The following is a 26,624-nucleotide window of genomic DNA, read 5'->3' as shown; positions in this document are numbered from 1 at the left end:
GAAAGGACCCGCTATGATCAAGTACTTCCAGTCCGGCTCCCGCATGTCGCAGGCGGTGGCCTATGGCGGCATGGTGCACATAGCCGGTCAGGTCGCGAATGACCGCAAGGCAGGAATCGAGGCGCAAACGAGCGACGTGCTGGCCAAGGTCGAGGCGCTTCTTGATGAGGCCGGCAGCAGCAAGTCGAAGCTGGTGGCGGTCAACATCTTCCTGCCGCAGATCGGCGACTTCGAAGCGATGAACAAGATCTACGACGCCTGGGTCGATCCGGCGCGGCTGCCGGCCCGGGCCTGCGTCGAGGCGCGGCTGGCCGATCCGGACTTGCGCATCGAAGTCACCGCGGTCGCGGCTGTCTGAAAGGGGAGCCATGCATACCGGCCTCGTCCACTCGCTCGATTTCGACCGTGACGGCAAGACGCTCGCTCATCTGAGCATCCCGTTCTCGATCGACCGGTCGCCCTATTTCCAGGTCAAGGTGCCGATCTGCCTGATTCGCAACGGCGAAGGTCCATCGCTGCTGCTGATGGCCGGCAATCACGGCGACGAGTATGAGGGCGAGCTGTCGCTGGCGAAGCTGGTGCGCCGCCTCGATCCGGCGGCAATCCGCGGCCGCGTCACCATCCTGCCGATGGCGAATGCTCCGGCGGTGATGGCGGCCAAGCGCTGCTCGCCGCTCGACGGCGGCAATCTCAACCGGGCGTTTCCAGGCGACCCATCGGGCACGCCGACCAGCCGGCTTGCGCATTTTCTGGAGAAGGAACTGTTTGCCCGTCACGACGTCGTCTTCGACGTCCATTCCGGCGGCACCTCGATGGAGCATCTGCCGACGGCGCTGGTCGAACGCAACGCCGAACCCGAACGCCACCGGCGCGGCGTCGACCTGATGCGCACCCTCGGGATGCCCTATGGCTTCATCGCCGACAACGGCCACGCATCGCCGACCTCGATGGGCGCGGCGCGTCGCGCTGGAGCCATCGGCGTCAGCGGCGAGTTCGGCGGCGGCGGCACGGCGACGGTCGATACGATGGCTCTGACCGCCCGCGCGCTCGACAGCCTCATGATTGCGCTGGGCGTGGTCGAGACGCCGGTGCTCGCGCCCGGGGCCGAGCCGGCGGCGCCGACGCGGCTGCTTTCGCTGTCGCGCCACAGCCAGGGTCTCTACGCGACGCGGCGCGGCTGGTTCGAACCGGCGGTCAAGCTCGGCGACAGCGTCAGCGCCGGACAGGTGGCGGGCTGGTACCATGATTTCGAACGGCTGGACGCCGCCGAGGAAGCCTTGCACTTTGCCGAAAGCGGCATCGTGCTGTCGCGCCGGCTGCACACGATGTGCGAGGCCGGCGACTGCCTGCTGCAGGTGGCCGAGCCGGTCGAAGGCTGACAACGAACCAGTGCCTGGCGGCGCCAGCAAACCCGAGGACCAGCATGCAGCTTTCGATATGGACCTATCCGTGGGACATCCAGGATCTCGGCCTGGAGACCGTCGAGCGCGACATTGTGCACCGCGCCGGGCTGAACATGATCAGCCTGGCGACCTCCTATCATGCCGGACGCTTCCTGCAGCCGCGCAGCCCGAAGCGGAAAGCCTATTTTCCGGAGGATGGCACGATCTATTTCAAGCCGACGGCCGCGCGATGGGCCGATCTCGCCATCCAGCCGAAGGTCGCGGATGTGATCGAGAAGGGCGGTGACGTGCTTGGCCAGCTTGTCCGCCACCGTGAGGCAGGCGGGCCGGGAGTCTCATGCTGGACCGTGTGCCTGCACAACACGCGCCTCGGTATGCTGTACCCGCAAGCCGTCACCCGCAACGCCTTCGGCGATCCCAATTATTACAATCTCTGTCCATCGCATGCCGACGCGCGCGCCTATGTCCGCGCGCTGGTCGCCGATATCTCACATGGCTACAGGCCGGACAGGATCGAGCTCGAAAGCCCTTGTTTCATGGGCTTTGCGCATGAATACCATCATGAAAAGGACGGCGTCGGGCTGGCACCGGAGGATGATTTTCTCCTCTCGCTATGCTTCTGCCCGTCTTGTCTGGAACGCGCGGCCAAAGCCGGCGTCCACGGTGAGGCGGCGCGAAAGCTGGTCGCGCAATGGATCGTCGAGACCTGTGAGCGGGAGGTACCGGCGCGGCGCTTTCCCGATTTTCCGGCGGGCGGGCTCGATGTCTTCCGGCCCTGGCCCGAACTCCACGCCTATCTCTTGTGGCGCTTCGAGCCGGTCACCAGCCTGGTCGCCGAACTGCGCGAGGTGGCGCATCCGGCGACGAAGGTGCTCATCATCGACCTCAAGGACGGCTGGCTCGGCGGCTGCGATCTTGCGGCGCTCGGCAAGGTCTGCGACGGGGCGATCCTGTGCGCCTACGACATGCAGCCGGACGATGTCGGGGAACTGCTCGAAGCGGGGCGCGCCGCGCTTGGCGCGGAGAAATTCCTCGGCACCGGTTACCGGCTGTTTTACCCGGAGATGTCGGGCCAAGAGGTGCTGGCGGCGAAGGTGAAGCCGGCGGGAGCGGCCGGCATCGACGGCATCAATTTCTACAATTATGGCCTTGTGCCGGCCGCGCGGCTCGATTGGGTCGGCTCGGCCCTGAGGGGCTGAGAGCGAGCTCGCTCAACCTGGCATTGTTGCAAAACGGTCATGTCGAAGGCGGAACCTGCCGCCGGCGCTGGCGTTTTGAGTCTTCTGTCGCCTATACAGCCGCAAGCCGCTTTCCAATCCACGCTTTCAATCAATTCACGCCGGGAGACATGAATCGATGAGGTCAACCGTCTCGCTCATCCTTGCCGCCTGCCTGCTCAGCGCGACCGGCGCGCATGCCGACGAGGCGGGCTTCCTGCGCTCTTTGCAGGGAAAGTTCGCTGGCAAGGGAACGGTGCGGATCAGGACGAACTCTCCGATCATGAACATCACCTGTTCCTTCACGTCGGACGCCACGGCGGACTCGCTGTCGCTCGACGGCACCTGCCGCGCCTTGCTGATCATGACGCGCGAGATCCGGGCGGATCTGAAGACCGACGGCAAGACCTATACCGGCACCTATATCGGCTCACGTAGCGGACCGGCCGGGCTCAGCGGCGCCCGGGAAGGCAACGCGATAAACCTCGACATCCATTGGGCGAAGATCATCAATGGCGACCGCGACGCGGAGCTGACCGTCGAGAAGGTCGATGGCGACGATATGCGTATGACGGTCACCGACATGGATCCGGCCACGGGCAAAATGGTCGTGACGAGCCAGATCGACCTCAAACGCGCCAAATAGCCCCCAGGGACATCGACTTGCCTCGATGTCACTCCTCTAGCGGCTCCGGCGGATTGGCGGCGCGGCCCTTGCCGAATGTGTAGCCGGTCTCGACGGCTTTCCTGCCGAATTTGTCGCGCAACGCGTCCATGGCGCCTTCTGCCAGCGCGCGCTTGCGTGACTGGACGTCGACCAGGTCGGGCGGATCGGCCTTTTCGTCGTCGGAAAGATCGCTGACGCCGATGCCGAGCAGGCGGAATTTGGTGCCGTCGGTCTCCCGGCGCAACAGATCGAGCCCGGTCTGGAAGATGCGGTCGGCAAGGCGGGTCGGGTCGCCGAGCTGCCGGTTGCGGGTGCGGAGCTTGAAATCCTGCGTCTTCAGCTTCAGCACCACGGTGCGGCCGGCGATGCCGGATTTCTTCAGCCGCGCCGAGACCTTTTCAGACAAGCCGCGCAGCACCGGTACCAGTTCCGCCAGGGCGGCGATGTCGGTGTCGAAGGTGGTTTCGGCCGAAACGCTCTTGGCGTCGCCGTCAGGGTTGACCGGGCGGTCGTCCTCGCCGCGCGACAGCCGGTAGAGCCGGTCGCCCATCACGCCGTAGCGGCGCATCAGGTCGCCGCGATCCATGCGCTGCAGCTGGGCGATCATGCGGATGCCGTCGCGTTCCAGCGTCGCGGCCAACGCCTTGCCGACGCCCCAGATCATGGTCACCGGCTGCGCGGCGAGAAAGCTCGGCGCCTCGGCCTCGCCAATCACCGAAAAGCCGCGCGGCTTGCGGAAGTCCGAGGCGATCTTGGCCAGGAACTTGCAGTAGGAGAGGCCGGCCGAAACGGTGATGCCGAGCTCCTTTTCCACCGTTTGCGCGAAGCGCGCCAGCACCAGTGCCGGCGGCATGCCGTGCAGTCGCTCGGTGCCGGCGAGATCGAGAAAGGCCTCGTCGATCGACAGCGGCTCGACCTGCGGCGTCAAGGCCTGCATCAACGCGCGGACTTCGCGCCCAACGCCGACATATTTTTCCATATTGGGCGGAACGACGACGGCTTCCGGGCAGAGTTCGAGCGCCTTGAACATCGGCATGGCCGAACGCACGCCCTGAATGCGGGCGATGTAGCAGGCGGTGGAGACGACGCCGCGCCGGCCGCCGCCGACGATGACCGGCCTGTCCTTCAGCGCCGGGTTGTCGCGCTTTTCGATCGCCGCGTAGAAGGCATCGCAATCGATATGGGCGATCCTCAGCCGGTAAAGTTCGGCGTGGCGGACAAGGCGCGGGCTGCCGCAGCGATCGCAGCGACGCGTCTCCGAGCGCTGGAGCGCCAGGCAGTCACGGCAAAAACCGTGTTCGGGATTGTTGACAGGAGCCGCCATCGCTGCGAACATAAAGAGAACAAACGCAATGGTACGACAGCGCAAGGCTGGCAACAAGCTTGGCCTGGGGAGAACGCATGAGCACGACCATAGCACCGCTGACCCCCGAGCTCTGGCCCGATTTCGAAGACCTCTTCGGCAAGCAGGGTGCCTGCTACGGCTGCTGGTGCACGCATTTCCGGCTGGCGCCGGCGGAACGCCGCGCCAGCGACAAGGAACGCAACAAGGATCTCATCAAGGCGCGCATAGAGGCGGGCCCGCCGCCGGGGCTGCTGGCGTTCGAGGACGGCAAGGCCGTCGGCTGGATGCAGGTCGGCCCGCGCGCCGACGTGCCCGAGTGGAACAATCTGGGCAGGGGGTCGGCGCCGGTCGACCCGGCCGATGCAGGCGACCCGAACGTCTGGGCGATCTCCTGTTTCTTCATCCGCGTCAAGGCGAGGGGCCGCGGCGTCTCGCACCGGCTCGTCGAGAGCGGCATCGCCTTTGCGCGTGAGAACGGCGCCAGGCTGCTTGAAGCCTGCCCGATCGACCTGTCGCGCGATTCGCGTTCGATCGGGCTTTTCGTCGGCTCCTCGCGGGTGTTCGAGAAGGCCGGCTTCGAGAGGCTTCTCGAACGCAAGCCGGGCCGGCCGCTGATGCGGCTGGTGCTTTAGCCGGATGCGCTTTTGGCCTACAGTCGGCGTCTTGCGGCTGTAACGCTTCTTGCCTACCAGAGGCGGATTGTTTCGTCTTCCGAGACCAACGGAGAACCGACGTGAAGCGTATTTTGCCACTTGCCTTTGCCCTTGCGTTCAGCGCGCCCGGCTTTGCCCAAACCGTAGACAACCAGGGCGCCAAACAGCTGTCAGACAATTTGGCGCGCTATTTCGGCAAGCAGGCGTTCGACAAGGGCGTGCTCAAGGTTTCGGTGGAGGGCGACGCCTACAAGATCGCACTCGACGTCAAAGCGCTCGTCAATCTTGTGCCGGAACAAAAGCTCCTGAAATTCGACATGGCGCCATACGCCTTGATGGTGAAGCCGCGCAGCGACGGGTCATGGGATGTCTCGTCGAATTTCTCGCAGGGCGCATCCTTCGAGTTCGATGGGCCGGAAGGCCGTCAGAGCATGGACTTCACGATCAAGGACGGCAAGCTGACCAGCGTTTACGATCCGGCGCTCGCGGCCTTCACCAACGCGACCAGCTCATTGGCCGGGATGACCATGACGTCCCGGGAAGCCAAGCAGCAAGCCGATGTCTCGACCGGCGCCGGCACGGCCACCATTACCGCGACCAAGTCCGCCAGTGGCGGCGTCGACTTCACGGCCACGCAAAAAATCTCGAACTTCGTCGAGATGATCAAGGTCGATGATCCCGAAAATGGATTGAACTTCCCGCTCACCCTGAAAACGCCGGAACTGTCGGTGGACGCGAACGGCAAGGGCGTGCGGACGAAGCCCCTGCTCGACCTGCTTGCCTTCGCCGTGGCCAATGAGGACGAAGCCCAGCTCAAGGCGAACCAGGCAGAGCTCAAATCGCTGATGCTGGCCGCGCTGCCCGTCTGGGAAAGGGTCAATGGCAATTACGGCTTCAAGGATTTCGAGGTGGATAGCCCCGTCGGCAAATTCGGGGCGGCGCAATTCAGCGCCGCATTCGGCATGGACGGCGTCTCCCAGAACGGCAAGGTCGACTACACGATCAAGGCCAGCGGCCTGACGATCCCGCATCAGACCCTGCCCGAATGGACCGTCCCGTTGCTGCCGACCGATATCGACCTCAACTTCGGCGGCGCCAATCTCGATCTCGATACGATGGCGAAGAAGGCGATCGAAGCCTTTGATCTCAATAAGAATCCGCCGCTTTCGGACGAGTTCGGCACGGCTTTGGTCGCTGATTTCAAGGCCAAGAATCCGAAGGTGGTGATCGCGCACAGCACGGTGAAGAACGGCAATATCGAGGTTGCGCTGGAAGGCGAGATGACGTTTCCCGGCGAGAAACCCGACGCGACCGTGACCATCGACGTCGCCGGCTATGACAAGATCGTCGATGCGTTGAAGGAAGGAGCCAAGAGCGATGAGCAGATGGCGCAGGCCTTCCCGTTTGCGCTGGCCGTCAAGGGATTTGGCAAGACGCTGCCGGACGGCCGGCTGGAGTGGATGATCAACACCAAGGCCGACGGGTCCGTCACGGTCAACGGCGCCATGCTGAAGGGGCCGGATGCCCCCCAGGACGACAGCGCGGGTCAGGACAACAACGCCGGCCAGGACAACAACTCGGGCGACGGCGGCGCGAACGGAACGGACAATTCAACCGGGGGCGACGATTCAGGCGGTGGTGACAATGGCGGCGGCGACAATGGCGGGGCCGGCGCCAAGCTGCAGCCCTAACGCCTGCTCTACAGCCCGAGCGCGGCCGCGATCTTCGGGGCCGCCTCCCGCCAGTTGTCGACCGAGATGATGTCTTCGGGCGTTGGCGGCAGGAAGGCGCGCAGCGCGTTGTCGGCCATAAGATGGAAGAGGTGCGCGTCCGGCACGGAATTGCGCGCCGAGACCAGGTTGGAGGGCTGGTCGTCGACGAAGGCGACCGGCCGGCCTTTCGTGCCGCGCAGTTTCGCAATGGCCGGGCCCTTGGCCATCTCCGTCGTCAGCAGCGGGTAGTCGAGCCCCAGCGCATCGAGATGCGCGCGGCGCACGGCGCGATGCCTGTGCGGCATGGCGGTCAGCAGGACGATCTCGGCGCCTCGACCGAGCATCGCCAGCGCATCCGACGCGCCGTCGGTGATGCTTTGCCAATCGGCCTGAGCGTCGAAAAATTCGCCGAGAAGCGCGGTTACTTCCGGCTGCTCGATCAGCCGGCCGGTCGCGGTCTCGGCGATGTTGCCGGTGAGGCGGAAGGAGGCGAGAGTCAGGCCGAAACCGCGCGACTTCAGATAGTGCGGGAAGGGCCGGATGAATTCCAGCACGACGTCGTCGACGTCGAGCACCAGCAGCGGCCGGTCATCGGCGGCAAGCTCCTCGATCTGCCGCGCCGTCTCTGGATCGTCGCTCATGTCGAGCGCTCGTGATCGTCATTGCCTAGCGGAAGCGCGCGCAATGCCTTGCCGACGGCGGCCGGCGGCGTGCCGGTCTCCTCGGCGAAGCGCAGCAGAGTCGGCTCATGGGCGAGGATGAATTGCAGCACGCCGGCGAGGAAGCCAGGCTCCGCGGCGGCTTTGCGGATCGACTGCGCGTCGATGCCGGTGATCGCCAGGAAGCGGGGCAGAAGTTCCGGGTCGGCGGCGACGAAGCCCAGCGCCTTGACGGCAATGGTTTCCGCTTCCTCGCGCATTGACGCTGCGTTCGCCATCATTACCTTTGCAATGGTGGATTTTTTGAGTCTCCCTTCGCAGTAGCGGCTAGCGTCGCTTGCGGCAAGCCTCCGCTCTCTCCCGTACAACGTCCGAAGGTGGAATTGGTGCAGCTTTCCAACCTCCGGTTTCCGTTTCGTCAATCATATTGGGCTAGAGTGGAAAAGGGTTGGGTGCGGTCCGAAGGGGACGCATTGCGATCGCCTTCGGCTTCGAGGGCGATCGGGACGGGAAATTGATGGCTAAGAAGGTCATGATCGTCGAGGACAACGAGCTCAACATGAAGCTCTTTCGTGACCTCATCGAAGCCAGCGGTTACGAGACGGTTCGCACCCGCAATGGGCTGGAAGCGCTGGATCTGGCGCGCCAGCACAGACCGGACCTCATCCTGATGGATATCCAACTGCCCGAGGTGTCCGGCCTGGAAGTGACCAAATGGCTGAAGGAAGACGACGAATTGCACTCGATTCCCGTCATCGCCGTCACCGCCTTCGCCATGAAGGGCGATGAGGAGCGCATCCGCCAGGGCGGCTGCGAGGCCTATATTTCCAAACCGATCTCGGTGCCGCGCTTCATCGAGACGATCAAATCCTATCTGGGCGATGCCTGATGCCGAACACCAGCAGAACCGGAGCCTTTTGAGATGACCGCGCGGATCCTCGTCGTCGACGATATCCCCGCCAATGTGCGGCTGCTGGAGGTTCGGCTGCTGGCCGAGTATTTCGAGGTGCTGACGGCCAACAACGGCCCGGATGCGATCGAAACCTGCGAAAACGGCAAGGTCGACGTCGTGCTGCTCGATGTGATGATGCCCGACATGGACGGCTTCGAGGTGTGCAAGCGCCTGAAGAGCGATCCGGCGACCTCGCATATCCCGGTCGTCATGATCACCGCGCTCGACCAGGTCTCGGACCGGGTGCGCGGGCTCGAGGCCGGCGCCGACGATTTTCTGACCAAGCCGGTCAACGACCTGCAACTGATGACGCGCGTGAAGAGCCTGGTCCGGCTGAAATCGCTGACCGACGAGCTCAGGCTGCGCGCCTCCACGACGCGCAATATCGGCATCGAGGAACTCCTGAGCCGCGATTTCGCGACCGAAGACGTCAAGCCGAAGGTGCTGCTGATCGACGAACGCCGGTCTTCCGTCGAACGCATCCAGAAGATGCTGCGCAACAGCGCCGAGCTCGATGTCGCGACCGATCCGAATGCGGGATTCTTCCAGGCGGCCGAGACGCCCTATGAATGCGTGCTGATCTCGACCGCCTTCGCCGACTTCGATGCGCTCAGGCTGTGTTCGCAGCTGCGCTCGCTCGATCGCACGCGCTTTCTGCCGATCATGCTGCTTGCCGACGAGGGCGAGGAGGGTCGCATCCTGCGCGGCCTGGAACTCGGCATCAACGATTACCTGATCCGGCCGATCGACCAGCACGAGCTGACGGCGCGCCTGCGCACGCAGGTGCGGCGCAAGCGCTACAACGACCAATTGCGCGCCAGCGTCGCCCAGACGATCGAGATGGCGGTGATCGATGGGCTGACGGGGCTGCACAACCGGCGCTACCTCGACAGCCATCTGCAGACGCTGTTCGATCGTGCCGTGGCGCGGCGGCGGCCGTTGTCGGTGATGATTACCGACCTCGACCGCTTCAAGTCGATCAACGACACCCATGGCCATGACGGCGGCGACGACGTGCTGCGCGAGTTCGCCAGGCGGCTGCGCAAGAATGTGCGCGGCATCGATCTCGCCTGCCGCTTCGGCGGCGAGGAGTTCGTCGTGGTGATGCCGGACACCGACGGCGCGGTCGCCGAGAAGGTGGCCGAGCGCATCCGCGCCGAGATCGCGCAGGCGCCTTTTGCCATCGGAACCGACGGCAAGACGATCGAGGTCACGGTCAGCGTCGGTGTATCCTCGCTGCTGAAGGGGGCCGACAGCGTCCAGGCGCTGATGAAGCGCGCCGACCTTGCGCTTTATGAAGCCAAAAGCGGCGGCCGCAACCGGGTGGTCGCCAAGGCTGCCTGACGCGCGTCGCCGGACTTCCAGATCCGCCGTTTATGCTTTACATTTAGGCTTTGCGCATATTCCCACTTTCGGAGACATGCTTCGCAAAAGGCGCTGATTCCTGGCCGCCCCCACAGGGTTACGAATTTACCTTAACCCAAGCGATTCGCGAGCGGTGGTTAAGAAATGGTTGATTTTTATAAGGTCTTGCGCAAATCTGCGGCCCATAGACCGAAGACGAGGCCGGCACGAGGGTAGACAAGCCGGCCCGATCCGAAAAATACCCCATGATGCTCAGGTCCGCCGCATCTCCTGGGTCCGTGGGGTCGGCCGGCCGGCGCTGGCACATAGTGGCCTCCTCGTACCGCTGCCAAACGCCGACCGGCCCCCTTTTTCAAAAGACTGAAACCGACGGGGGAACCTGCGCTGAACAGCGGCGCGGTTCCTTTGTCGTCCGGTCGTTTCCATAAACAAAAACGCCGCCCGGAGGGCGGCGTTTTGATTTCTCGGGATAACCAGATTACTTGATCTTGGTTTCCTTGAACTCGACGTGCTTCTTGGCAACCGGATCGTACTTGCGGAACGAGAGCTTGTCCGTCTTGGTACGGCTGTTCTTGCTGGTCACGTAGAAGAACCCGGTGTCGGCGGTCGACAGAAGCTTGATCTTGATGTTTGCGGCTTTGGCCATGATTTTCGTCCGTTAATGTTCGTGGAGTTTTGGCCGCTGGAGCACGGGGGAAAACGCCCGGACGCGGGAAACTTGGCGCGACACATAAAGAACGCGCCCGGAAAGTCAAGCCCGTGTCCGACCACCCGGCAGCAAGAAGAGGTCCGCTATCTTGTCTGCTCGAGCTCCCCCCGACAACGAGCGAGGGCGGAAACCTCCGCCGCTTACGGGTCGACGAGCAGGCGTTTTCGGATCGTTCCACAGCGGATCAGCCGGAATTTTCCGGCCCGTCCGCCCCGCGGCAGGCAGCGAACCCGCCGTGCGCAGAAAGCGTGCCTCGATCCGGGACCTAACGCGGCAGATGATCGCCTATCCAGGCCAACAGGGAGTTTTGCGGCAGGTATTGATTACGCTCCTGGTCCGTCAGCGCTCGTCCGAGCCGCGATGTGGCCAGCTTTGCGAGTTCGGGCAGGGGCAGACAAGCTTTGCATTCGTAGCGTCGCACGAGGCGGTCATCGCTGCCGGTAATGAAGCGGGTTTCGTCGCCGACGAACGAGACCATGCGGACGGAATCCCCGGCCGACAGATAGGTCTGGAGAAGGCGGCCACTGCGCATGTCCCAAAGATAGGCCGCGTTTCCGTCGACCGGACCGGCCCGGTCAGCCGGACCGTTGCCGCTTCCCGACAGCAGAAACCTGCCGCTTTGGCTAAAAGCCCCGGAGATTGCCTCGTCGCTGTAGCCCGTCAGGGCCATCTTCAGGGCTAGCGAGCTGAAATCGCAGACCTCGGCGGATTTCTCTTTGCTGACGAGAAGCAAAGCGCCGCCGGGACTGAGGGTGACGTCCCAGACGCGGGAATCGTCGCTGGGCCCGGCGTGGAAATTGACTTTTCCCGTACTCAGATTCTGCAGGAAAACACCATCCTCCAGCGTGGCGACAGCAGCGCGAACACCGTCCGGATGGATGGCAATACTGGTGATCCTGCTTTGTGCCGGTCGCCACTCGTTCCGCATGCTGGCGGCAGGCATGCCCCAGAGGCGGAGATTTCCCTCCTGATCCCCCGTCGCCAATTGGCTGCCGTCGTCCGAGAAGGCCAGCGACGTCGCGTCGGCGGAAGGAGCCGCGAGACGGTGCGCTGCCTGGCGGGTTGCAAGGTTCCAGAGCTCGACGGGTTCCTTGGCCGGTGCAAGCGCCAGGAGGTCGCCCGTTTTGTTCAGCGCCATGGCATTGATATCGCCGGCCGCCCTGTCGAGGCTGCCCGTCATAGCACCGGTTTCAGTGCTCCACAGGCCGATCCGGCCGTCCTCGCGTGTGCCCGCGACAAGCCGGCCTGCCTCGCCCGCGACGGCCTGGCCGGCTGAAAATGTCAGGCTCGGATACCAGGTCTCACGGTCCCAGATGCGGATCGTGCCGTCCCGGTGGGTGGTGAGGAAATGCCGGGAGTCGGGAGCGAATGCCACATCCCATGCCTCGTTGCCCTTACCGCCCAAAGCTGCAATCCGCCGCCACGTCGTCACGTCCCATAGAAAGGCGCTGCCATCGCCTGCAACTGACAGCATGGTGTTGCCGTCAGGACTGAACTCTATTGCGCGGATGTCGACGCCATGGCTGCTGTCTTCCATGCCGAGCCATTCGCCCGTCTCCAGGTTCCATCGGTGCATGGCGCCTGAACGGTCGCCGCACACGAACAGCTTACCGTCCGGGCTGAAGGCGAGGTAGGTCACCGCACCGAGGCCGAAGCTTGGTTGCTCCAGCGACCGTACTTTTTTGCCGGTCGAGGTGTTCCAAACTTCAAAGACGGTCTCCTCCGGTGTCTGGGAGACGAAGAAGCGGCCGTCTGGAGTGAGCCCGCTGCCATCTTCCAGCGGGCGCTCGGGCAGTTTCAGGAGGACCTTGCCTGACAGGGCTTCGGCAATGATCACGGCCGATCGAATGCCCTCCTCCCCCAGCAGCAGGACGCTGCCGTCGGCACTGACATCCAGCACCGAGAAGCCTTCCGGCAGGGCGGCAGTCACCTTGTGCTGTTGCAGCGACGGCAGATCCCACTGCTGAATCTTGCCCTCGTGCCACACCGTCAGCACTTTGCCGTCATGGCTGATGCGCACGCCTTGTCCCGGCAGCGTGGCGAGAACCTTCGAGCGCGCCGCATCGTAAAGCGTGACCTCTTCTCCCGAGGAGACTGCAACGAGTGACTGGTCGGACACAACACTGGATGCGCGAAGCCAGTTGTTGGCAACGGAGGGAAGTGCACCTCGGCGCTGCTTGGTGGTCACGCTCCACACGACAGGGTTCTTGTCCGTCTCCTCACCGACCACGAGGTCATCGCCCAGGAAGCGCGCCGTCAAGGTGGCTGCCACTTGAGAATGATGAATGATCGTTTCGGGATTGTGGAGCACGGCCTCACGCAAGGCATAGTCGACCTGGTCTCCATCGGCGTAGCGCAGGGCTTCGTGCGCGAGCAGAAGGGCAAGCTCGGGATTGGTAGGCAGCACGGCTTCGGAACTGGCAGCGAGCGAGCGGGAGGTGGCGACGAGCCCCTGCTGGATCGCGAACCAGGCGGTAAGCGAGGCGATGACCAGTAGGCCCGCCAGCACTCCGGCTGCCGACCAGGCTATCCTGCGAGTGCGGCGATGCTGGCGCACATCGTCGCCATCGAGTTCGTCCTTGGGCCGATCGAGCAGCGTTGCGGCAAGGTTCAGCACGGCGGCGCGGAATTGCGAATGGCGGAGCGAGAGCTGGTCGACGCCGCGGGCCCAAGTGATGTCAATATAAAGCGGCTCCTCCGCGAAGGCCTTGGCAACAGATCGCGGCAGCGCCGTGGTCGACGGCCAGTCGAAATCCCCAGCGGCGACGTCCCAATGAATGGCGCCGTCGGTGAGAACAATCAGGAAAGTCTGTGACGAGCGGTTGGTCAACCACCAGTCGACCTCCTTTTGCACCCAGCCTGACGAGACGGCGGTGGGTGAAGCAAGGAAGACGAAGTAATCGGCCTGATTCAGGGCCTGTTCGATCTTGGACCAGAGCCCGGGAGATGCCGCCAGATTGGTCTCGTCGCGGAAGACGCGCATCGAACGCAACCGATACCAGGGCTTGGCGATGTTATGGAGCGACCGCTGGAGGGCCGGCGCCAGCTTGCCATCGGCGGCGTGACTATAGGATATGAAGGCTTTGTAGAGCATCTGCCCACACGATCCAGCCATCAAATATCAAGCGGACAGCGTCCAGTAATTCCCCGGCAGTAATTCTGTATCGATCGTAGCGAACGTCGGTTGGCCCGGTCGCGATTGCTATCCTGTTACAGGCGTTCGATCAAGAAGGGGGCGGCAAGCGCCGATACGAATATTCGTCGTCCGATCTTGCCGCCAGCAAGTGATCGCCCATCTGGCTGGCGACCGCTCAGCGGCCCTGGCGATCCGCCAGGGCCAGGTAGTGGCTTGAAATCATGCGATTTCCGCCTCCGACGCAGCAACCTTTTTCCAGTCGCCTGTCGTGTTCCACCAGCGGTTCGGATTGGCGCGGTCGTCAAGGCCCTTGGAACGGCTGGCAAGCAGCGGTTGGATGCGGATGACGGGCTCCTGGTAGGAATGGGCCTGGAATATCGCCTCGACGATGCGGGCGGCAAGCGCCTGGTCGTCGGCGATCTCGAACGATACTTCCACGGTGCCAGGCCGGCGGCGCAACTCCGTCTCAGCGCCTGCGGCAGCGCCTTCCAGAGGCCGGTAGCGCTCGATGCCTTGCGCCGACTGATAGGCGTTGGCGTCATACTTACCCATGCGCAGCGGTGTGATCGCCACCACGGCCTCCATGATGCGCTCGACATCGGCGGCCGGCGCCTGGAACGTGACGAGCAGAAGCAATTCCATCCTGAGGGATTTGGTTTCAAAGCCGCTGTCGATCATCGCAATTCTCCTACCTCGCGTTGGAGGCAGGGTATAGCAGGGGGGCTGCTGACACGGTGATGTCAGGATGCCCGACATTCGCCTAGAGAATCTTGCGCACCAGTCTGACCAGAACGAGAAGCATGTAAGCGGCGAAGAAGAGCGCCAGCGACCAGCCGAAACCGGATGGGCCGAAGGCATCCATGCCGATGCCGATCGCCTGTGGACCCAGCACCATGCCGACGCCATAGCAAAGCACGAAGGCGGCGTTGGCGGAGGCCAGCTCATGGCCGGAAAGCTGCGAGCCGAGATGGGCAAGGCCGATCGTGTACATGGCGGCGACGACGCCGCCCCAGACGAACAGAAGCGCCGCCATCAGATGCCAGTTCTGGGCGAAGAACGGCATGAAGGCGGTTCCGATCAACCCGACCGTGGCGCAGACGAGGAGCAGATAGCGGCGGTCGGAGACGCGATCGCTGATCATGCCGATCGGGATTTGCAAAAGCACATTGCCGAGACCGATCATGGTCAGAAGCAGCGCCGCGTCGGCCTCCGAATAGCCGATACGGTTGCCATAGACCGGGAACAGCGCGAAGCCGCCGGTCTCGACCGCGCCGAAGACCAGCACGGCGAAGGTGGCGGTCGGCACCAGCCAAATATAGCGCAGGAAATGGCTGGTCTCGCTGTCGGCGACGATGGTCGGGCTCTCATTGCGGGCGGCTAGCACCGGGATGGCGGCAAGCGTCACCAGGGCGATGATGACGCCAAAGGGCCTGAACCCCGAGCTTCCAAGATGCGCGAACAGCCACGGCCCGGCGGCAAAGCCCAGGGACAGGACCGTGGCGTATATGCCGAGCACCAGGCCGCGCCGATGCGGTGGCGCGGAGGTGCTGATCCAGAACTCCGACAGGATGAACAGCACCGTCAGCGAAATGTGCAGCACGACGCGGAGCGGAAACCACATCCAGAAATCGGGCGCGAAATGGAAGCCGACAAAGGCAAGCGCGCCGAGGAAGATCATGAGGAGCATGGTCCAGGCGACGCCGAGACGCATGGCAAGCGGCGTGGCGAGCGGCGCGCCGGCGATCGAGGCGAGGCCGGCAACCGCGGTGTTGAGGCCGATCATCGAGGCCGAGTGGCCGCGCGTCTCCAGGATGACGCTCAGCAGCGGCATGCCGAGGCCGATGGCGATGCCGACGACGCTGATCGAGGAGATCGCCGCGATCATTGGCAGCCAGTGTACGCGTTCGTCGCCCTGTTGTTGGGTATCGACCGTCATGGGATCAAAATGCTCTGCTTTTCTAAAGGACTTCGCGGACAAAGCGGTTGCGGACAAGCCGGAAGAACGGCACAGCGCCCCCTGGCCGCAGCAAGGGATCGTCGGCAAGCCGTCTTTCCAGTTCTTCCAGGATCATGCCGGTAATGTCGGGGATGTCGGCCTTGCGGGCATCGGAAAGCGGCAGCCAGACCAGTTCTTCCAGCTCGTTGGTTGGGCCGCCATCTGGCAGTTCCACGGCGACGTCGTGCCGCCAGGCGCTGAAGAAGCGGGTGTCGAAGCGGCGCACGCGATTGGGCGGGGTGATGGCGCGGGCGATGAAGCGGAGCACGTCCAGCGAGGGCACGACGCCATGCTCGACGAAGCCTTGCCAATCGCGCTTCGCGGTCGAGAAGGCGCCTTTGCGGCCGAGCAGCAGGCCGGCCTCCTCATAGGTCTCGCGAATCGCCGACAGGGCAATTGCCCGCGCCCGCGCCGCGCTCGCGCGGCCAGGACCCGCGACCAGCTTTTTCTCTTCTTCGCCGGGCAGGGCGGCGGCGACGGCAATGCGGCTGTCCGCCGGATCGGTGCGGCCGCCCGGAAAGACGAATTTCCCCGGCATGAAGGCGTGGCCGGCATGGCGCCGGCCCATCAGCACCAGAACGTCCTTGTCCTTGCGATCGAGCAGAATGAGGGTCGCGGCATCACGCGGACGCAATGCCCGGCCGCTGCGTACGGCCAGGCCTTTATCGAGCTTGTCGACATCCGCCTTGGTCATTCGTTCCATGCGCTCGACCTAGCGGAAACTTCTCGGATGTGAAAGTGGCTTGCGCGCCGCGGTCTTTGCACCAGGGCGCAGAGCGATGCATTCCGGCTTATCAATGGCTCTCGAACTCGTCCTTCTCGCCGCCGAAGCCGTGCATATAAAGCGCCCATTGCAGGCCGATGACAGCGCCCTTGACCGGCTGCAGCAACGCGACGGCCAGAATAATGGTCAGCGGCACCCAGATCAGCGCGTGCTGCCAGGTCGACAGCGTAGTGGTCGCCTCCACTGCCATGAAGGAGCCAACCACGATGTGGCCGACAATGACGATGACCAGATAGGCGGGCAGGTCGTCCGCGCGGTGATGATGCAGCTCTTCGCCGCAGACCTCGCATTTGTCCACCGGCTTCACGAAAGCGCTGAACAGCTTTCCCTCGCCGCAATGCGGGCAGCGACCGAGCAAGCCGCGCTTCATCGCCGTCCACAGCGGACGCGCGACGCGGCCGGAATGATGCTCGCCGCCAAAAACCTGTTCTTCCACCGGCAAGTTGCCTGGCATTATCGTCTCCTGCCGCGCGGACCGACGCGCGATTGCGAGGCGCGGGCGCGGCCTTTGGCCTTATGGAACGACCGCTTCGAGCCGGGCAGGGGCTTCGGGTCGGTCAGCATCTCGAAACGCATCGCGCCGGCCATTGGCGCGACCTCGACCAGCCGGACTTCGACGCGATCGGCGAGCTGATAGCCCTTGCCTGTGCGTTCCCCGAAGAGCGAGCGGGCGGTTTCGTCGTAAATGTAGTAGTCGCCGCCCAAAGTTGAAACCGGAATAAAGCCGTCCGCGCCGTACTGCGGCAATTGGACAAAAAGTCCCGCCTTGGTGACGCCCGAGATGCGCGCGTCGAACGTGTCGTTGACGCGCTCGGCGAGATAAGCGGCGACCAGCCGGTCGACCGTATCGCGCTCGGCGGCCATGGCGCGGCGTTCCGTGGCCGAGATCAGCGCCGCGACCTCTTCCAGCCGATCCGCCTCGGCTTGCGTCAGGCCGCCTGGCCCGAGACCGAGCGCCGCGATCAATCCGCGGTGCACGATAAGATCGGCATAGCGCCGGATCGGCGAGGTGAAATGCGCGTAGCGCCTGAGGTTGAGGCCGAAATGGCCGATGTTCTTCGGCGAGTATTCGGCCTGGCTCTGCGAGCGCAGCACCACCTCGTTGACCAACGCCTCGTTGTCGGCGCCGCGCACCCGCTCCAGAATGCCGTTGAACTGGCTCGGCCGCATCTGCGCGCCGCGCGCCAGGGACAGGCTGAGCGTTTGCAGGAAATCGCGCAGCGATTCCTGCTTGGCGAGCGACGGCGCGTCATGGATGCGGTAGACGAGGGGCTCTTTCTTGCCCTCCAACGTCTCGGCGGCCGCGACATTGGCCTGGATCATGAACTCCTCGATGAGCTTATGCGCGTCGAGGCGCTCGGGCACGACGACGCGGTCGACCGTGCCGTCGGCCTTGAGTAGGATCTTGCGCTCCGGCAGGTCTAGCTCCAGCGGCTGGCGGGCGTCGCGGCCACGCTTCAGCACCGCATAGGCATCCCAGAGCGGCCTCAGTACGCTGTCGAGGATGGGCCGCGTCTTGTCGTCGGGGACGCCGTCGATCGCGGCCTGCGCCTGCGGGTAGGCGAGCTTGGCCGCCGACTTCATCATGACGCGGTGGAACGAATGCCTGAGCTTGCGACCCTCCGAGGAAAAGGTCATGCGCACGGCAATCGCGGGCCGGTTCTCGCCTTCGCGCAGCGAGCAGAGATCGTTCGAGATGCGCTCTGGCAGCATCGGCACGACGCGGTCCGGAAAATAGACCGAATTGCCGCGCTTCAGCGCCTCGCGGTCGAGCGGCGTGCCGCAGCGGACATAGGCGGCGACATCGGCGATCGCCACCGTGACCACAATGCCGCCGGGATTCTTCTCGTCGGTGTCGGGCGTGGCGAAGACGGCGTCATCATGGTCTTTGGCGTCGGCCGGATCGATGGTCACCAGCGGCAGGTCGCGCCAGTCCTCGCGGTGATCAAGCGTCGCCGGCTTCACTGCGTCGGCTTCGGCGATTACGTCCGCCGGAAAGACGTGGGGAATATCGTGGGCGTGGATGGCGATCATCGAGACCGCCTTCTCGCTACTCAGCGAGCCCAGTACCGCCAGCACCTTGGCGCGCGGCAGGCCGTAGCGGGACGCCCGCGCCGGCTCGACCTCGACCAGGTCGCCATTCCTGGCGCCGTTCTGGAATTCCTTGTCGACGATCAACTCGGGTTGGCGGCGCTCAACCGGCTCGATGCGGAACGTGCCGTCCTTCAGCACGCGGAAGACGCCGAGAACCGCGTCGCTGCGCTTCTCGAAGATCTTCATCACCCGCCCGGTATAGGCGGGGCCCGACGGATCGTCGGTCGGGAAGGTTTTTGCGAGCACGCGGTCGCCGATGCCCGGCGCCGGGCCGCCGGCGCCGCGCGAGATGCGGATGGCGATGACGGGCGGCGAGCCGTTGCCGGTATATTCGCTCGGATGCGCCAGGAGCACGCCGTCGTCGTCGCGGCCGAAAATGTCGAGCACGGCGACATGGGGCACGGCGCCGGCGCGGGTGAGACGCTTCCGCTCTTTGTTGAGCAGACCCTCGTCCTGCAGGTCGCGCAACTGGTCCTTCAGCCAGACGCGGTCCTCGCCGCGCAGCGCGAAGGCCTTGGCGATCTCGCGCTTGCCGGAGCGGTCGGGATTTTCGGCGATGTAGCGCAGGATCTCGTCACGCGAGGGCCGGTAATCGTCCTTGACCACCTTGGCCCTCGTGTCGGCGTGGCGCGGATCGCCGTGGCTTCTTCCGGAGATCCTGCGCGCCACGTCCCGCTAGCCTTTCTTTGCCACTCGGCGGAAGGGTTTTTTGCCGCCTCCGCCCTTGGCTTCCTTTTCGGCGATCAAAGCGAGCGCTTCTTCCATCGTCACCGATTGCGGGTCCTTGCCCTTGGGCAGCGTCGCATTGACCTTGCCGTAGTTGACATAGGGCCCGTATTTGCCGTCGCGCACGACGATCTTGCCGCCGCCGTCGGGATGGTCGCCGAGTTCCTTCAGCGCCGCGGGCGTCGCGCCGTTGCGGCCGCCCTTGCCCTTCTGCTGCTTCTCCGCGATCACCGAGACGGCGCGGTTCAAGCCGATCGAGAACACGTCCTCGATGCTTTCCAGATTGGCATAGGTGCCGTCATGCAGCACGAACGGGCCATAGCGCCCGAGTCCGGCTGAGATCATTTTTCCGGTTTCCGGATGTTTTCCCACGTCGCGCGGCAGTGCGAGAAGCGCCAGCGCCTTCTCGTGGTCAATCGATTCGGGAGTCCAGCCCTTGGGCAAGCTGGAGCGCTTGGCCTCCTTGCCCTCGCCGCGCTGGATGTAGGGGCCGAAACGGCCGCTGCGCAGCGTGATTTCCTCGGCGGTGTAAGGGTCTTTCCCCAGCAGCTTGACGCCGTCGTCGCCATTGCCGTTCTCGCCGTTGGGATTGGCGGCGTCGCCGAGCTGGCGGGTGTAGGAACACTCCGGATAGTTCGAGCAGCCGACGAAGGCGCCGAACTTGCCGAGCTTCAGCGACAGATTGCCCGAGCCGCATTTCGGGCAGATACGCGGATTGGAGCCGTCCTCGCGCTCGGGGAACACCAGTGGCGCCAGCTCGTCGTTGAGGGCGTCGAGCACGTCGGTGACGCGCAATTCCTTGATGTCGTCGACAGCGCCGGAGAAATCCTTCCAGAAATCGCGCAGAACGTCCTTCCAGGCGAGCTTGCCGTCGGAGATCTCGTCGAGCTTCTCTTCCAGCGAGGCGGTGAAGTCATATTCGACATAGCGCTCGAAGAAGCTCTCGAGGAAGGCCGAAAGCAACCGGCCCTTGGCCTGAGGCACCAACTTGCGCCGGTCGATGGTGACGTAGTCGCGGTCCTCGAGCGTCTTCAGGATGGCGGTGTAGGTCGACGGCCGGCCGATGCCCAGTTCTTCCAGCTTCTTGATCAGCGAGGCTTCCGAATAACGCGGCGGCGGCTCGGTGGTGTGCTGGGTGGCGTTGATCGCCTGGCGGGCGAGCTGCTCGCCGGCGCGGATCTCGGGCAGGCGGCGGCTTTCCTCGTCCTCGGCGTCCTCGTCCTTCTGATCGGTGTAGGCGGCGATGAAGCCGTCGAAGCGGACGACCGAGCCGACCGCGCGCAGCTCGGCGGTGCGGGCGCCGTTGACCGCCTCGATCTCCACCGTGGTGCGCTCGATCTCGGCCGGCTGCATCTGGCTGGCGATGGCGCGCTTCCAGATCAGTTCGTAGAGGCGGGCCTGGTCGGCGTCGAGATATTGCCGCACGGAAGCCGGCGTGCGTCGGAAATCGGTCGGACGGATCGCCTCATGCGCTTCCTGCGCGTTCTTGGCCTTGGTGGTGTAGAAACGCGGCTTTTCCGGCAGGTATTTCGCGCCGAACTCGCTGACGATGGCGTTGCGGGCGGCCTCGATCGCCTCCGGCGCCATCTGCACGCCGTCGGTTCGCATATAGGTGATCAGGCCGGCGGTCTCGCCGCCGACATCCATGCCTTCGTAGAGTTTCTGCGCCACCTGCATGGTGCGCGTGGCCGAAAAGCTGAGCCCTGACGATGCTGCCTGCTGCAGCGTCGAGGTGGTGAAGGGCGGGCCGGGATTGCGTTTTGTCGGCTTGGCCTCGACCGACAAAGCCTTGAAGGTCGCGCCTTCGAGCATCGCCTTGATGTCGTCGGCCTGCGCCTTGTTACCGATGTCGAGTTTTTGCAGCTTCTTGCCGGCGAAGGCGGTCAGCCGTGCCTCGAAACTGTCGTTGCGCGGCGTGTTGAGGATGGCGGCAATCTGCCAATATTCCTCGCGGATGAAGCGCTCGATCTCGGACTCGCGATCGCAGACCAGGCGCAGCGCCACCGACTGCACGCGGCCGGCGGAACGGGCGCCCGGCAATTTGCGCCACAGCACCGGCGACAGCGTGAAGCCTACGAGATAGTCCAGCGCGCGGCGGGCGAGATAGGCGTCGACCAGCGGCACATCGATCTGGCGCGGATTGGCCATCGCATCCAGCACCGAGGCCTTGGTGATGGCGTTGAAGACGACGCGGCTGACCGGCTTGTCCTTCAGCGCGCGCTTCTGCTTCAGCACTTCCAGAACATGCCAGGAAATCGCCTCGCCTTCGCGATCCGGGTCGGTGGCGAGGATCAGCCCGTCGGCATCCTTGACCGCCTTGGCGATGTCGGCGAGGCGCTTGCCCGAGGCGGTATCGACCGACCAGGACATGGCGAAATCCTCGTCCGGGCGAACCGAGCCGTCCTTGGCCGGCAGATCGCGGACGTGGCCGAACGAGGCCAGGACCTTATAGTTCTTGCCGAGATATTTGTTGATTGTCTTCGCCTTGGCCGGCGATTCGACGACGACGACGTCCATGAGGTCTCTTAATCAGCTGTGAGGTGGCGGAAGAACTCCGCGACGCACGACGAAATCCCACTCTTTTCGTCGCTCACATGGCCGCGCTTTTGCGATCGGTCAAGGGGAGGCGGCCAATTTGCGAAGCGCCAATCGGCAATACACTCTAAGAGTGTATGGCAAAGATCACATTTTTGGGGACGGCGAGGTAGGCGCTCAAATCGCGGCGAACGCAGTGCGTCCCGGCAGAGTCGAGACAGCGATGGAGACCGTCGAGGCCAACGTCATCGAAGGCGCAACGAGGCTGGCTGCCTGTGCGAATATGCGGCAGCCAGCCGATACCCGTGAAAAATCAGTCGGCCTTGGCGACGTGCCAGACGCCGGCGACGCCGTCACCGGCCGTGTCGCCGGCCTTCTTGTCCTTGACGAACGTGTAGAGCGGCTTGCCGTCATAGGCCCACATCTTGGTTCCGTCGGTGCGCTTGACGACTGTCCATCCGCCGGTAGCCTTCGCGCCGGCCGCGGCCTTCAGCGGTGGCCAGTTGGCGGCGCATTTGTCGTCGCAGTTGGACTTGCCCTTCCCGTCCTTGTCATAGGTATAGAGCGTCATGCCCTTGGCATCCGTATAGATCTTGACGCCTCCGACAGTCGCTTCCTTCCATGCCTCGGCGGCATGGGATGCCGCGGTTCCGAGCAAAAGCGCCGCGAAGCCTATTGCGATCGATTTCATGACAACCTCCCTGAGGTGAAAAACGAAGCAGGCGGAAAAACCGGCAGCCTCCTCTAGTCAACGCGTTCGAGGCACAATTTCTTCCAATTCTTCTCTTCCAATTCTTCCGGGCGAGGCGACCACGTGCCACACAATGGTGATTGGCGAAGAGCCATTCGCGTCGCTATATCGGCGCCAGCACAAGCAGGGCGGACGAAATGGCATTGGACATCGGCTATGTCAGCGCGGTCGGGGCCGGGGCGATCTCGTTCCTGTCGCCTTGCGTGCTGCCGTTGGTGCCGCCCTATCTCTGCTACATGGCCGGCGTTTCGGTCGAGGATTTTCGCGGCAATCAGAGCGTCACGGCGAAGGAAGGCGCGCGCGGTGCGCTGCTTTATGCCTCTTTAGCCTTCGTGCTCGGCTTTTCCACCGTGTTCGTAGCGCTCGGCGCCGGCGCCTCGACGATCGGGCGCCTGCTGCGCGTCTGGCAGGAACCGCTGGCGATGGTCGCGGGCGCGCTGATCATCATCATGGGCCTCAATTTCCTCGGCATCCTGCGCATCCCATTGTTGTCGCGCGAGGCACGCTTCCAGTCGCAAGGCAAGCCGGCCAACATGGTTGCGGCTTATGTCATGGGGCTGGCCTTCGCCTTCGGTTGGACGCCCTGCATCGGCCCGGTGCTGGGGCCGATCCTGACGCTGGCTGGCGGGCGCGAGACGGTGGGCGAGGGCGCGCTTTTGCTTGCCGCCTATTCGCTAGGCCTCGGTATCCCGTTCCTCATCGCGGCGCTGTTTTCCGGCGCTTTCATGCGCTTCCTGGGCAAATTCCGCGTCCATCTCGGCCGCGTCGAAAAAGCGATCGGCGCGCTGCTGGTCGTCGCCGGCGTGTTCTTCCTCACGGGCGGCGTACAGAGCGCGTCCTACTGGCTCTTGGAGAATTTCCCGGTGCTGGGAAGGTTGGGGTAGGCCTGCAATCTGCACGTAGGTTGAGCAATCGACCCGCTGACTAAGAGTCAGCAGTTCCGCCATCTCACCGGAATTTAACCGCATTGGTGCAGCATCACGCCGCTGCTAACATGCATTGATTCAAACGCTTTTCATACGGTTGCCATCCATGAGCCAGAGAACCTGCCTGTCCGTCATCCTCGCCGCCGGCGAGGGCACGCGCATGAAAAGCGCCATGCCCAAGGTGCTGCATGCCATTGCCGGCCTGCCTATGGTGGCGCATGTCGTGAAGGCCGCCGAGGCGGCTGGGGCTACCGGCCTGGCGCTGGTGATCGGCCACGGCGCAGATGAGATGCGCAAGGCGGTGCAGAAATTCGCGCCGAAGGCGGAGTCCTTCGTGCAGGAGAAGCGGCTCGGCACCGCGCATGCGGTGCTGGCCGCTCGCGAAGCGATATCAAAGGGTTACGACGATATCCTGGTGATGTTCGGCGACACACCGTTGATCGATGCGCAGGCGCTGGCCGCCGCGCGGCAGAAGCTGGCTGAGGGTGCCGCCGTTGCTGTCATTGGTTTTCGCCCACCGAGCCCGACCGGTTATGGCCGTTTGATTGAAAAAGCTGGCCATTTGATCGCCATCCGCGAGGAAAAGGACTGCTCCGAACAGGAAAAAAAGATCGGCTTCTGCAATGCCGGTATAATGGCGGTGGCGGGCAAGCATGCGCTGAAACTGCTCGACAAGGTCGATAACAAGAACGCCAAGGGCGAATTCTACCTCACCGACATCGTCGAGATCGCCGGGGCGGAGGGGCTCGACGTGGTGGCTACAGAGGCGAGCTTCGAGAACGCGCTCGGCATCAACAACCGCGCCGAGCTCGCCGAGGCGGAAGCGATCTGGCAGGCGCGCCGGCGGCGCGAGGCGATGCTTGCGGGCGTCACGCTGATCGCGCCGGAAACGGTCTATTTCTCGCACGACACCGAGATCGGCGCCGATACCATCGTCGAGCCGAATGTCTGGTTCGGGCCGGGCGTCAAGATCGCGTCGGGCGCCAAGATCCACGCCTTCAGCCACATCGAAGGCGCGACCGTCGCCTCCAATTGCGATGTCGGGCCGTTCGCGCGGCTGCGGCCGGGCGCGGACCTCAAGCAGAAGGCCAAGGTCGGCAATTTCTGCGAGGTCAAGCAGGCGACGATCGAGGAAGGCGCCAAGGTCAACCACCTGACCTATATCGGCGACGCGCGCGTCGGCGCCGCGGCCAATATCGGCGCGGGGACCGTCACCTGCAATTATGACGGCTACTCGAAATTCTTCACCGATATCGGCGAGGGCGCCTTTGTCGGCTCGAATTCCTCGCTGGTGGCGCCGGTCACCATAGGCAAGGGCGGCTACATCGCCTCGGGCAGCGTGATCACCGAAAGCGTGCCCGACGACGCACTCGCCTTCGGTCGCGCGCGCCAGAAGACGATCCCTGGCAAGGGCAAGGAATTGCGCGAGCGCTTTGCCTCGGCTGCCGCGGCGCGGAAGAAAGCAGCGGCGGAATAGCGTTTCAGGCGGTGCTTTCGGTGGTTTTGCCAAAGGCCGCCGTCACCTCGATCCTGCCGACGATCGCCCTGTTGAATTGAGGCAGGTCCTCGGCAGGTATCCAGTATTCGAGATGCGCCCTGCTGCCGGCGTGCTCGACGCGGTAGCCGTCGAGGAAGCTTTTGAGGACCTCGAACCGGGTGACGAAGCCGGCGCCGCTCGCCGGCACGTTCCAGTCGCGGGCGATCTGGACAGCGTAGGCCTCGGTGAGCACGGGATAGAAAATCGGCTGGTCGGGCAGGCGCGGCGGAAACTCGCGCATGCCCGAAGCCTCGATCAGTTCCAGCTCCTTCGGTCCGACTGGACGCCAGAGTGTCGTGGTGGGTTCGCTCATGGCTGGATATTTAGCCAAATCCTGCTGAAAAGAGAACCAAATGCCTGAAAAGGCGAACATTTGCAGTAACCGGATTGCAAGCGCCGTCTGGCATGGTGCATGGAGCAAAAAGACCGTTTCGGTTGATACGGAACGAAACGCAAAGTGACTTTCGCGAAAGCCCGGCGATCCCTAGATAACGCCGGGTTTTCCGCTGGGAATCGGGGGGGTATCGCATGTGCGGCATCGTTGGAATCGTCGGCCGAAGCCAAGTCGCGCCGCTTATCGTCGATGCGCTGAAGCGGCTTGAATATCGTGGCTATGACTCCGCCGGCGTCGCCACCATCGAGAAGGGCGAACTCGGCCGCCGCCGCGCCGAAGGCAAGTTGGTCAACCTCGAACGGCGGCTGAAGGACGAACCGCTCGATGGCACGATCGGCATCGGCCACACGCGCTGGGCCACGCATGGCGTGCCCAACGAGACCAACGCGCATCCGCATTTTTCCAACGGCGTCGCCATCGTCCACAACGGCATCATCGAGAATTTCGCCGAATTGCGCGACGAACTCACCCGCGACGGCTACAGCTTCTCCTCGCAGACCGACACCGAGGTCGTGGCGCATCTGGTGGCGCGCGAGCTGGCCAAGGGGCTGAAGCCGATCGAGGCGGCGCATGCCGCGCTGAAGCGGCTTTCGGGCGCGTTCGCGCTGGCGATCATGTTCAAGGGCGACGAGGACCTCATCGTCGGCGCCCGCAACGGTCCGCCCTTGGCCGTTGGCCATGGCGAGGGCGAGATGTTTTTGGGCTCGGACGCGATCGCGCTGGCGCCCTTCACCAACTCGATCACCTATCTCGAGGACGGCGACTGGGCGGTGGTGCGCCGCGACGGCGTGGCCATCTACGATATCGATGGCAGGAAGGTCGATCGCAAGCGGCAGCAGTCGCTGTCGACCAGCTTCATGGTCGACAAGGGCAACCGCCGGCATTTCATGGAAAAGGAAATCCATGAGCAGCCGGAGGTGATCTCGCACACGCTGGCGCATTATGTCGACTTCGTCTCCGGTATGTCGAAGCCGCTCGACCTGCCGTTCGACTTCGCCAAGATCGGCCGGCTGGCGCTGTCGGCCTGCGGCACAGCCTATCTCGCCGGACTGATCTCGAAATA

Annotated in this window: 24 protein-coding genes; 11 read left to right on the top strand and 13 right to left on the bottom strand. The window is 64.0% G+C overall.

Annotated features, from left to right (window positions below; genetic code table 11):
• Positions 1 to 13 precede the first annotated feature (13 nt).
• The 4 genes from KVT37_RS00120 (at position 14) to KVT37_RS00105 (ending at position 3,266) form a co-directional block, all read left to right on the top strand.
• A complete protein-coding gene (locus KVT37_RS00120; RefSeq protein WP_217568463.1) occupies positions 14 to 358 on the top strand; it encodes a RidA family protein in 345 nt (114 codons plus the stop codon).
• 10 nt (positions 359 to 368) lie between these two features.
• Positions 369 to 1,379, top strand: coding sequence for a succinylglutamate desuccinylase/aspartoacylase family protein (locus tag KVT37_RS00115; protein WP_217568461.1), 1,011 nt, complete (start codon positions 369 to 371; stop codon positions 1,377 to 1,379).
• A gap of 44 nt (positions 1,380 to 1,423) precedes the next feature.
• Positions 1,424 to 2,602, top strand: coding sequence for a hypothetical protein (locus KVT37_RS00110; protein ID WP_217568459.1), 1,179 nt, complete (start codon positions 1,424 to 1,426; stop codon positions 2,600 to 2,602).
• A 157-nt stretch (positions 2,603 to 2,759) separates the two neighbouring features.
• On the top strand, positions 2,760 to 3,266 hold the full coding sequence (locus KVT37_RS00105) for a hypothetical protein (protein WP_217568457.1): 507 nt from the start codon (positions 2,760 to 2,762) through the stop codon (positions 3,264 to 3,266).
• A gap of 28 nt (positions 3,267 to 3,294) precedes the next feature.
• Here the strand turns inward: KVT37_RS00105 and KVT37_RS00100 are convergent, their stop codons facing one another.
• Positions 3,295 to 4,623 carry a DNA polymerase IV gene (locus KVT37_RS00100; protein WP_217568455.1) on the bottom strand — a complete coding sequence of 443 codons (1,329 nt, stop codon included), beginning with the start codon at positions 4,621 to 4,623 and terminating at the stop codon, positions 3,295 to 3,297.
• A gap of 65 nt (positions 4,624 to 4,688) precedes the next feature.
• Here KVT37_RS00100 and KVT37_RS00095 point away from each other — a divergent pair, with 65 nt between their 5' ends.
• Positions 4,689 to 5,264, top strand: a complete 576-nt coding sequence (locus KVT37_RS00095) for a GNAT family N-acetyltransferase (protein WP_217568453.1) — start codon at positions 4,689 to 4,691, stop codon at positions 5,262 to 5,264.
• Positions 5,265 to 5,365: 101 nt separating this feature from the next.
• Positions 5,366 to 6,976, top strand: a complete 1,611-nt coding sequence (locus KVT37_RS00090) for a hypothetical protein (protein ID WP_217568451.1) — start codon at positions 5,366 to 5,368, stop codon at positions 6,974 to 6,976.
• Positions 6,977 to 6,984: 8 nt separating this feature from the next.
• On the opposite strand, the gene KVT37_RS00085 is transcribed toward KVT37_RS00090, so the two are convergent.
• Both KVT37_RS00085 and KVT37_RS00080 read right to left on the bottom strand, forming a co-directional pair.
• Complete coding sequence (locus KVT37_RS00085) at positions 6,985 to 7,638, bottom strand: hypothetical protein (protein ID WP_217568449.1); 654 nt, start codon at positions 7,636 to 7,638, stop codon at positions 6,985 to 6,987.
• Positions 7,635 to 7,934 carry a DUF3572 domain-containing protein gene (locus tag KVT37_RS00080; RefSeq protein WP_127227217.1) on the bottom strand — a complete coding sequence of 100 codons (300 nt, stop codon included), beginning with the start codon at positions 7,932 to 7,934 and terminating at the stop codon, positions 7,635 to 7,637. The genes KVT37_RS00085 and KVT37_RS00080 overlap by 4 nt, the downstream gene beginning before the upstream one ends.
• Before the next feature lie 239 nt (positions 7,935 to 8,173).
• On the opposite strand from KVT37_RS00080, the gene KVT37_RS00075 reads away from it, so the two are divergent.
• Entirely contained in the window at positions 8,174 to 8,545 is a 372-nt protein-coding gene (locus tag KVT37_RS00075; RefSeq protein ID WP_027166515.1) for a response regulator, read from the top strand.
• Between the two features lie 33 nt (positions 8,546 to 8,578).
• Positions 8,579 to 9,952: a PleD family two-component system response regulator gene (locus KVT37_RS00070; RefSeq protein ID WP_217568447.1), complete on the top strand. Its 1,374-nt coding sequence runs from the start codon at positions 8,579 to 8,581 to the stop codon at positions 9,950 to 9,952.
• A 499-nt stretch (positions 9,953 to 10,451) separates the two neighbouring features.
• Here the strand turns inward: KVT37_RS00070 and rpmG are convergent, their stop codons facing one another.
• The 9 genes from rpmG to KVT37_RS00025 form a co-directional block, all read right to left on the bottom strand.
• Positions 10,452 to 10,619 carry a 50S ribosomal protein L33 gene (gene rpmG, locus KVT37_RS00065; RefSeq protein ID WP_006201775.1) on the bottom strand — a complete coding sequence of 56 codons (168 nt, stop codon included), beginning with the start codon at positions 10,617 to 10,619 and terminating at the stop codon, positions 10,452 to 10,454.
• Between the two features lie 328 nt (positions 10,620 to 10,947).
• On the bottom strand, positions 10,948 to 13,776 hold the full coding sequence (locus KVT37_RS00060; protein WP_217568445.1) for a TIR domain-containing protein: 2,829 nt from the start codon (positions 13,774 to 13,776) through the stop codon (positions 10,948 to 10,950).
• Between the two features lie 261 nt (positions 13,777 to 14,037).
• Entirely contained in the window at positions 14,038 to 14,496 is a 459-nt protein-coding gene (locus tag KVT37_RS00055; RefSeq protein ID WP_217568443.1) for a hypothetical protein, read from the bottom strand.
• A gap of 82 nt (positions 14,497 to 14,578) precedes the next feature.
• Complete coding sequence (locus KVT37_RS00050) at positions 14,579 to 15,754, bottom strand: MFS transporter (protein WP_217568441.1); 1,176 nt, start codon at positions 15,752 to 15,754, stop codon at positions 14,579 to 14,581.
• A gap of 22 nt (positions 15,755 to 15,776) precedes the next feature.
• Positions 15,777 to 16,517, bottom strand: a complete 741-nt coding sequence (locus tag KVT37_RS00045) for an NUDIX hydrolase (RefSeq protein ID WP_217568439.1) — start codon at positions 16,515 to 16,517, stop codon at positions 15,777 to 15,779.
• Between the two features lie 91 nt (positions 16,518 to 16,608).
• Complete coding sequence (locus KVT37_RS00040) at positions 16,609 to 17,052, bottom strand: DUF983 domain-containing protein (RefSeq protein WP_217568437.1); 444 nt, start codon at positions 17,050 to 17,052, stop codon at positions 16,609 to 16,611.
• Positions 17,052 to 19,361 (bottom strand): ribonuclease R, encoded by a 2,310-nt coding sequence (gene rnr, locus KVT37_RS00035; protein WP_217568435.1) that lies wholly within the window; start codon positions 19,359 to 19,361, stop codon positions 17,052 to 17,054. Before rnr ends, KVT37_RS00040 begins: the two co-directional genes overlap by 1 nt.
• Before the next feature lie 6 nt (positions 19,362 to 19,367).
• Complete coding sequence (gene topA, locus KVT37_RS00030) at positions 19,368 to 21,935, bottom strand: type I DNA topoisomerase (protein ID WP_217568432.1); 2,568 nt, start codon at positions 21,933 to 21,935, stop codon at positions 19,368 to 19,370.
• 331 nt (positions 21,936 to 22,266) lie between these two features.
• Positions 22,267 to 22,644, bottom strand: coding sequence for a hypothetical protein (locus KVT37_RS00025; RefSeq protein ID WP_217568430.1), 378 nt, complete (start codon positions 22,642 to 22,644; stop codon positions 22,267 to 22,269).
• 197 nt (positions 22,645 to 22,841) lie between these two features.
• On the opposite strand from KVT37_RS00025, the gene KVT37_RS00020 reads away from it, so the two are divergent.
• Together KVT37_RS00020 and glmU are read left to right on the top strand one after the other, a co-directional pair.
• Complete coding sequence (locus tag KVT37_RS00020; protein ID WP_217568428.1) at positions 22,842 to 23,588, top strand: cytochrome c biogenesis CcdA family protein; 747 nt, start codon at positions 22,842 to 22,844, stop codon at positions 23,586 to 23,588.
• A 148-nt stretch (positions 23,589 to 23,736) separates the two neighbouring features.
• Positions 23,737 to 25,107 carry a bifunctional UDP-N-acetylglucosamine diphosphorylase/glucosamine-1-phosphate N-acetyltransferase GlmU gene (gene glmU / locus KVT37_RS00015; RefSeq protein ID WP_217568426.1) on the top strand — a complete coding sequence of 457 codons (1,371 nt, stop codon included), beginning with the start codon at positions 23,737 to 23,739 and terminating at the stop codon, positions 25,105 to 25,107.
• A gap of 4 nt (positions 25,108 to 25,111) precedes the next feature.
• On the opposite strand, the gene KVT37_RS00010 is transcribed toward glmU, so the two are convergent.
• The gene (locus tag KVT37_RS00010) at positions 25,112 to 25,480 is read right to left on the bottom strand and encodes an ADP-ribosylation/crystallin J1 (RefSeq protein WP_217568424.1); all 369 of its coding nucleotides are present in this window, start codon (positions 25,478 to 25,480) and stop codon (positions 25,112 to 25,114) included.
• Between the two features lie 215 nt (positions 25,481 to 25,695).
• On the opposite strand from KVT37_RS00010, the gene KVT37_RS00005 reads away from it, so the two are divergent.
• Positions 25,696 to 26,624, top strand: a 929-nt coding sequence (locus tag KVT37_RS00005; RefSeq protein WP_217568422.1) for an isomerizing glutamine--fructose-6-phosphate transaminase, incomplete at its 3' end; no start/stop codon positions are given.

It is taken from the genome of Mesorhizobium sp. GbtcB19 (assembly GCF_019091085.1).
Lineage (GTDB): Bacteria > Pseudomonadota > Alphaproteobacteria > Rhizobiales > Rhizobiaceae > Mesorhizobium.
Note: the sequence above shows the minus strand (reverse complement) of the source record. Positions and strands in the feature narration are given on the sequence as shown.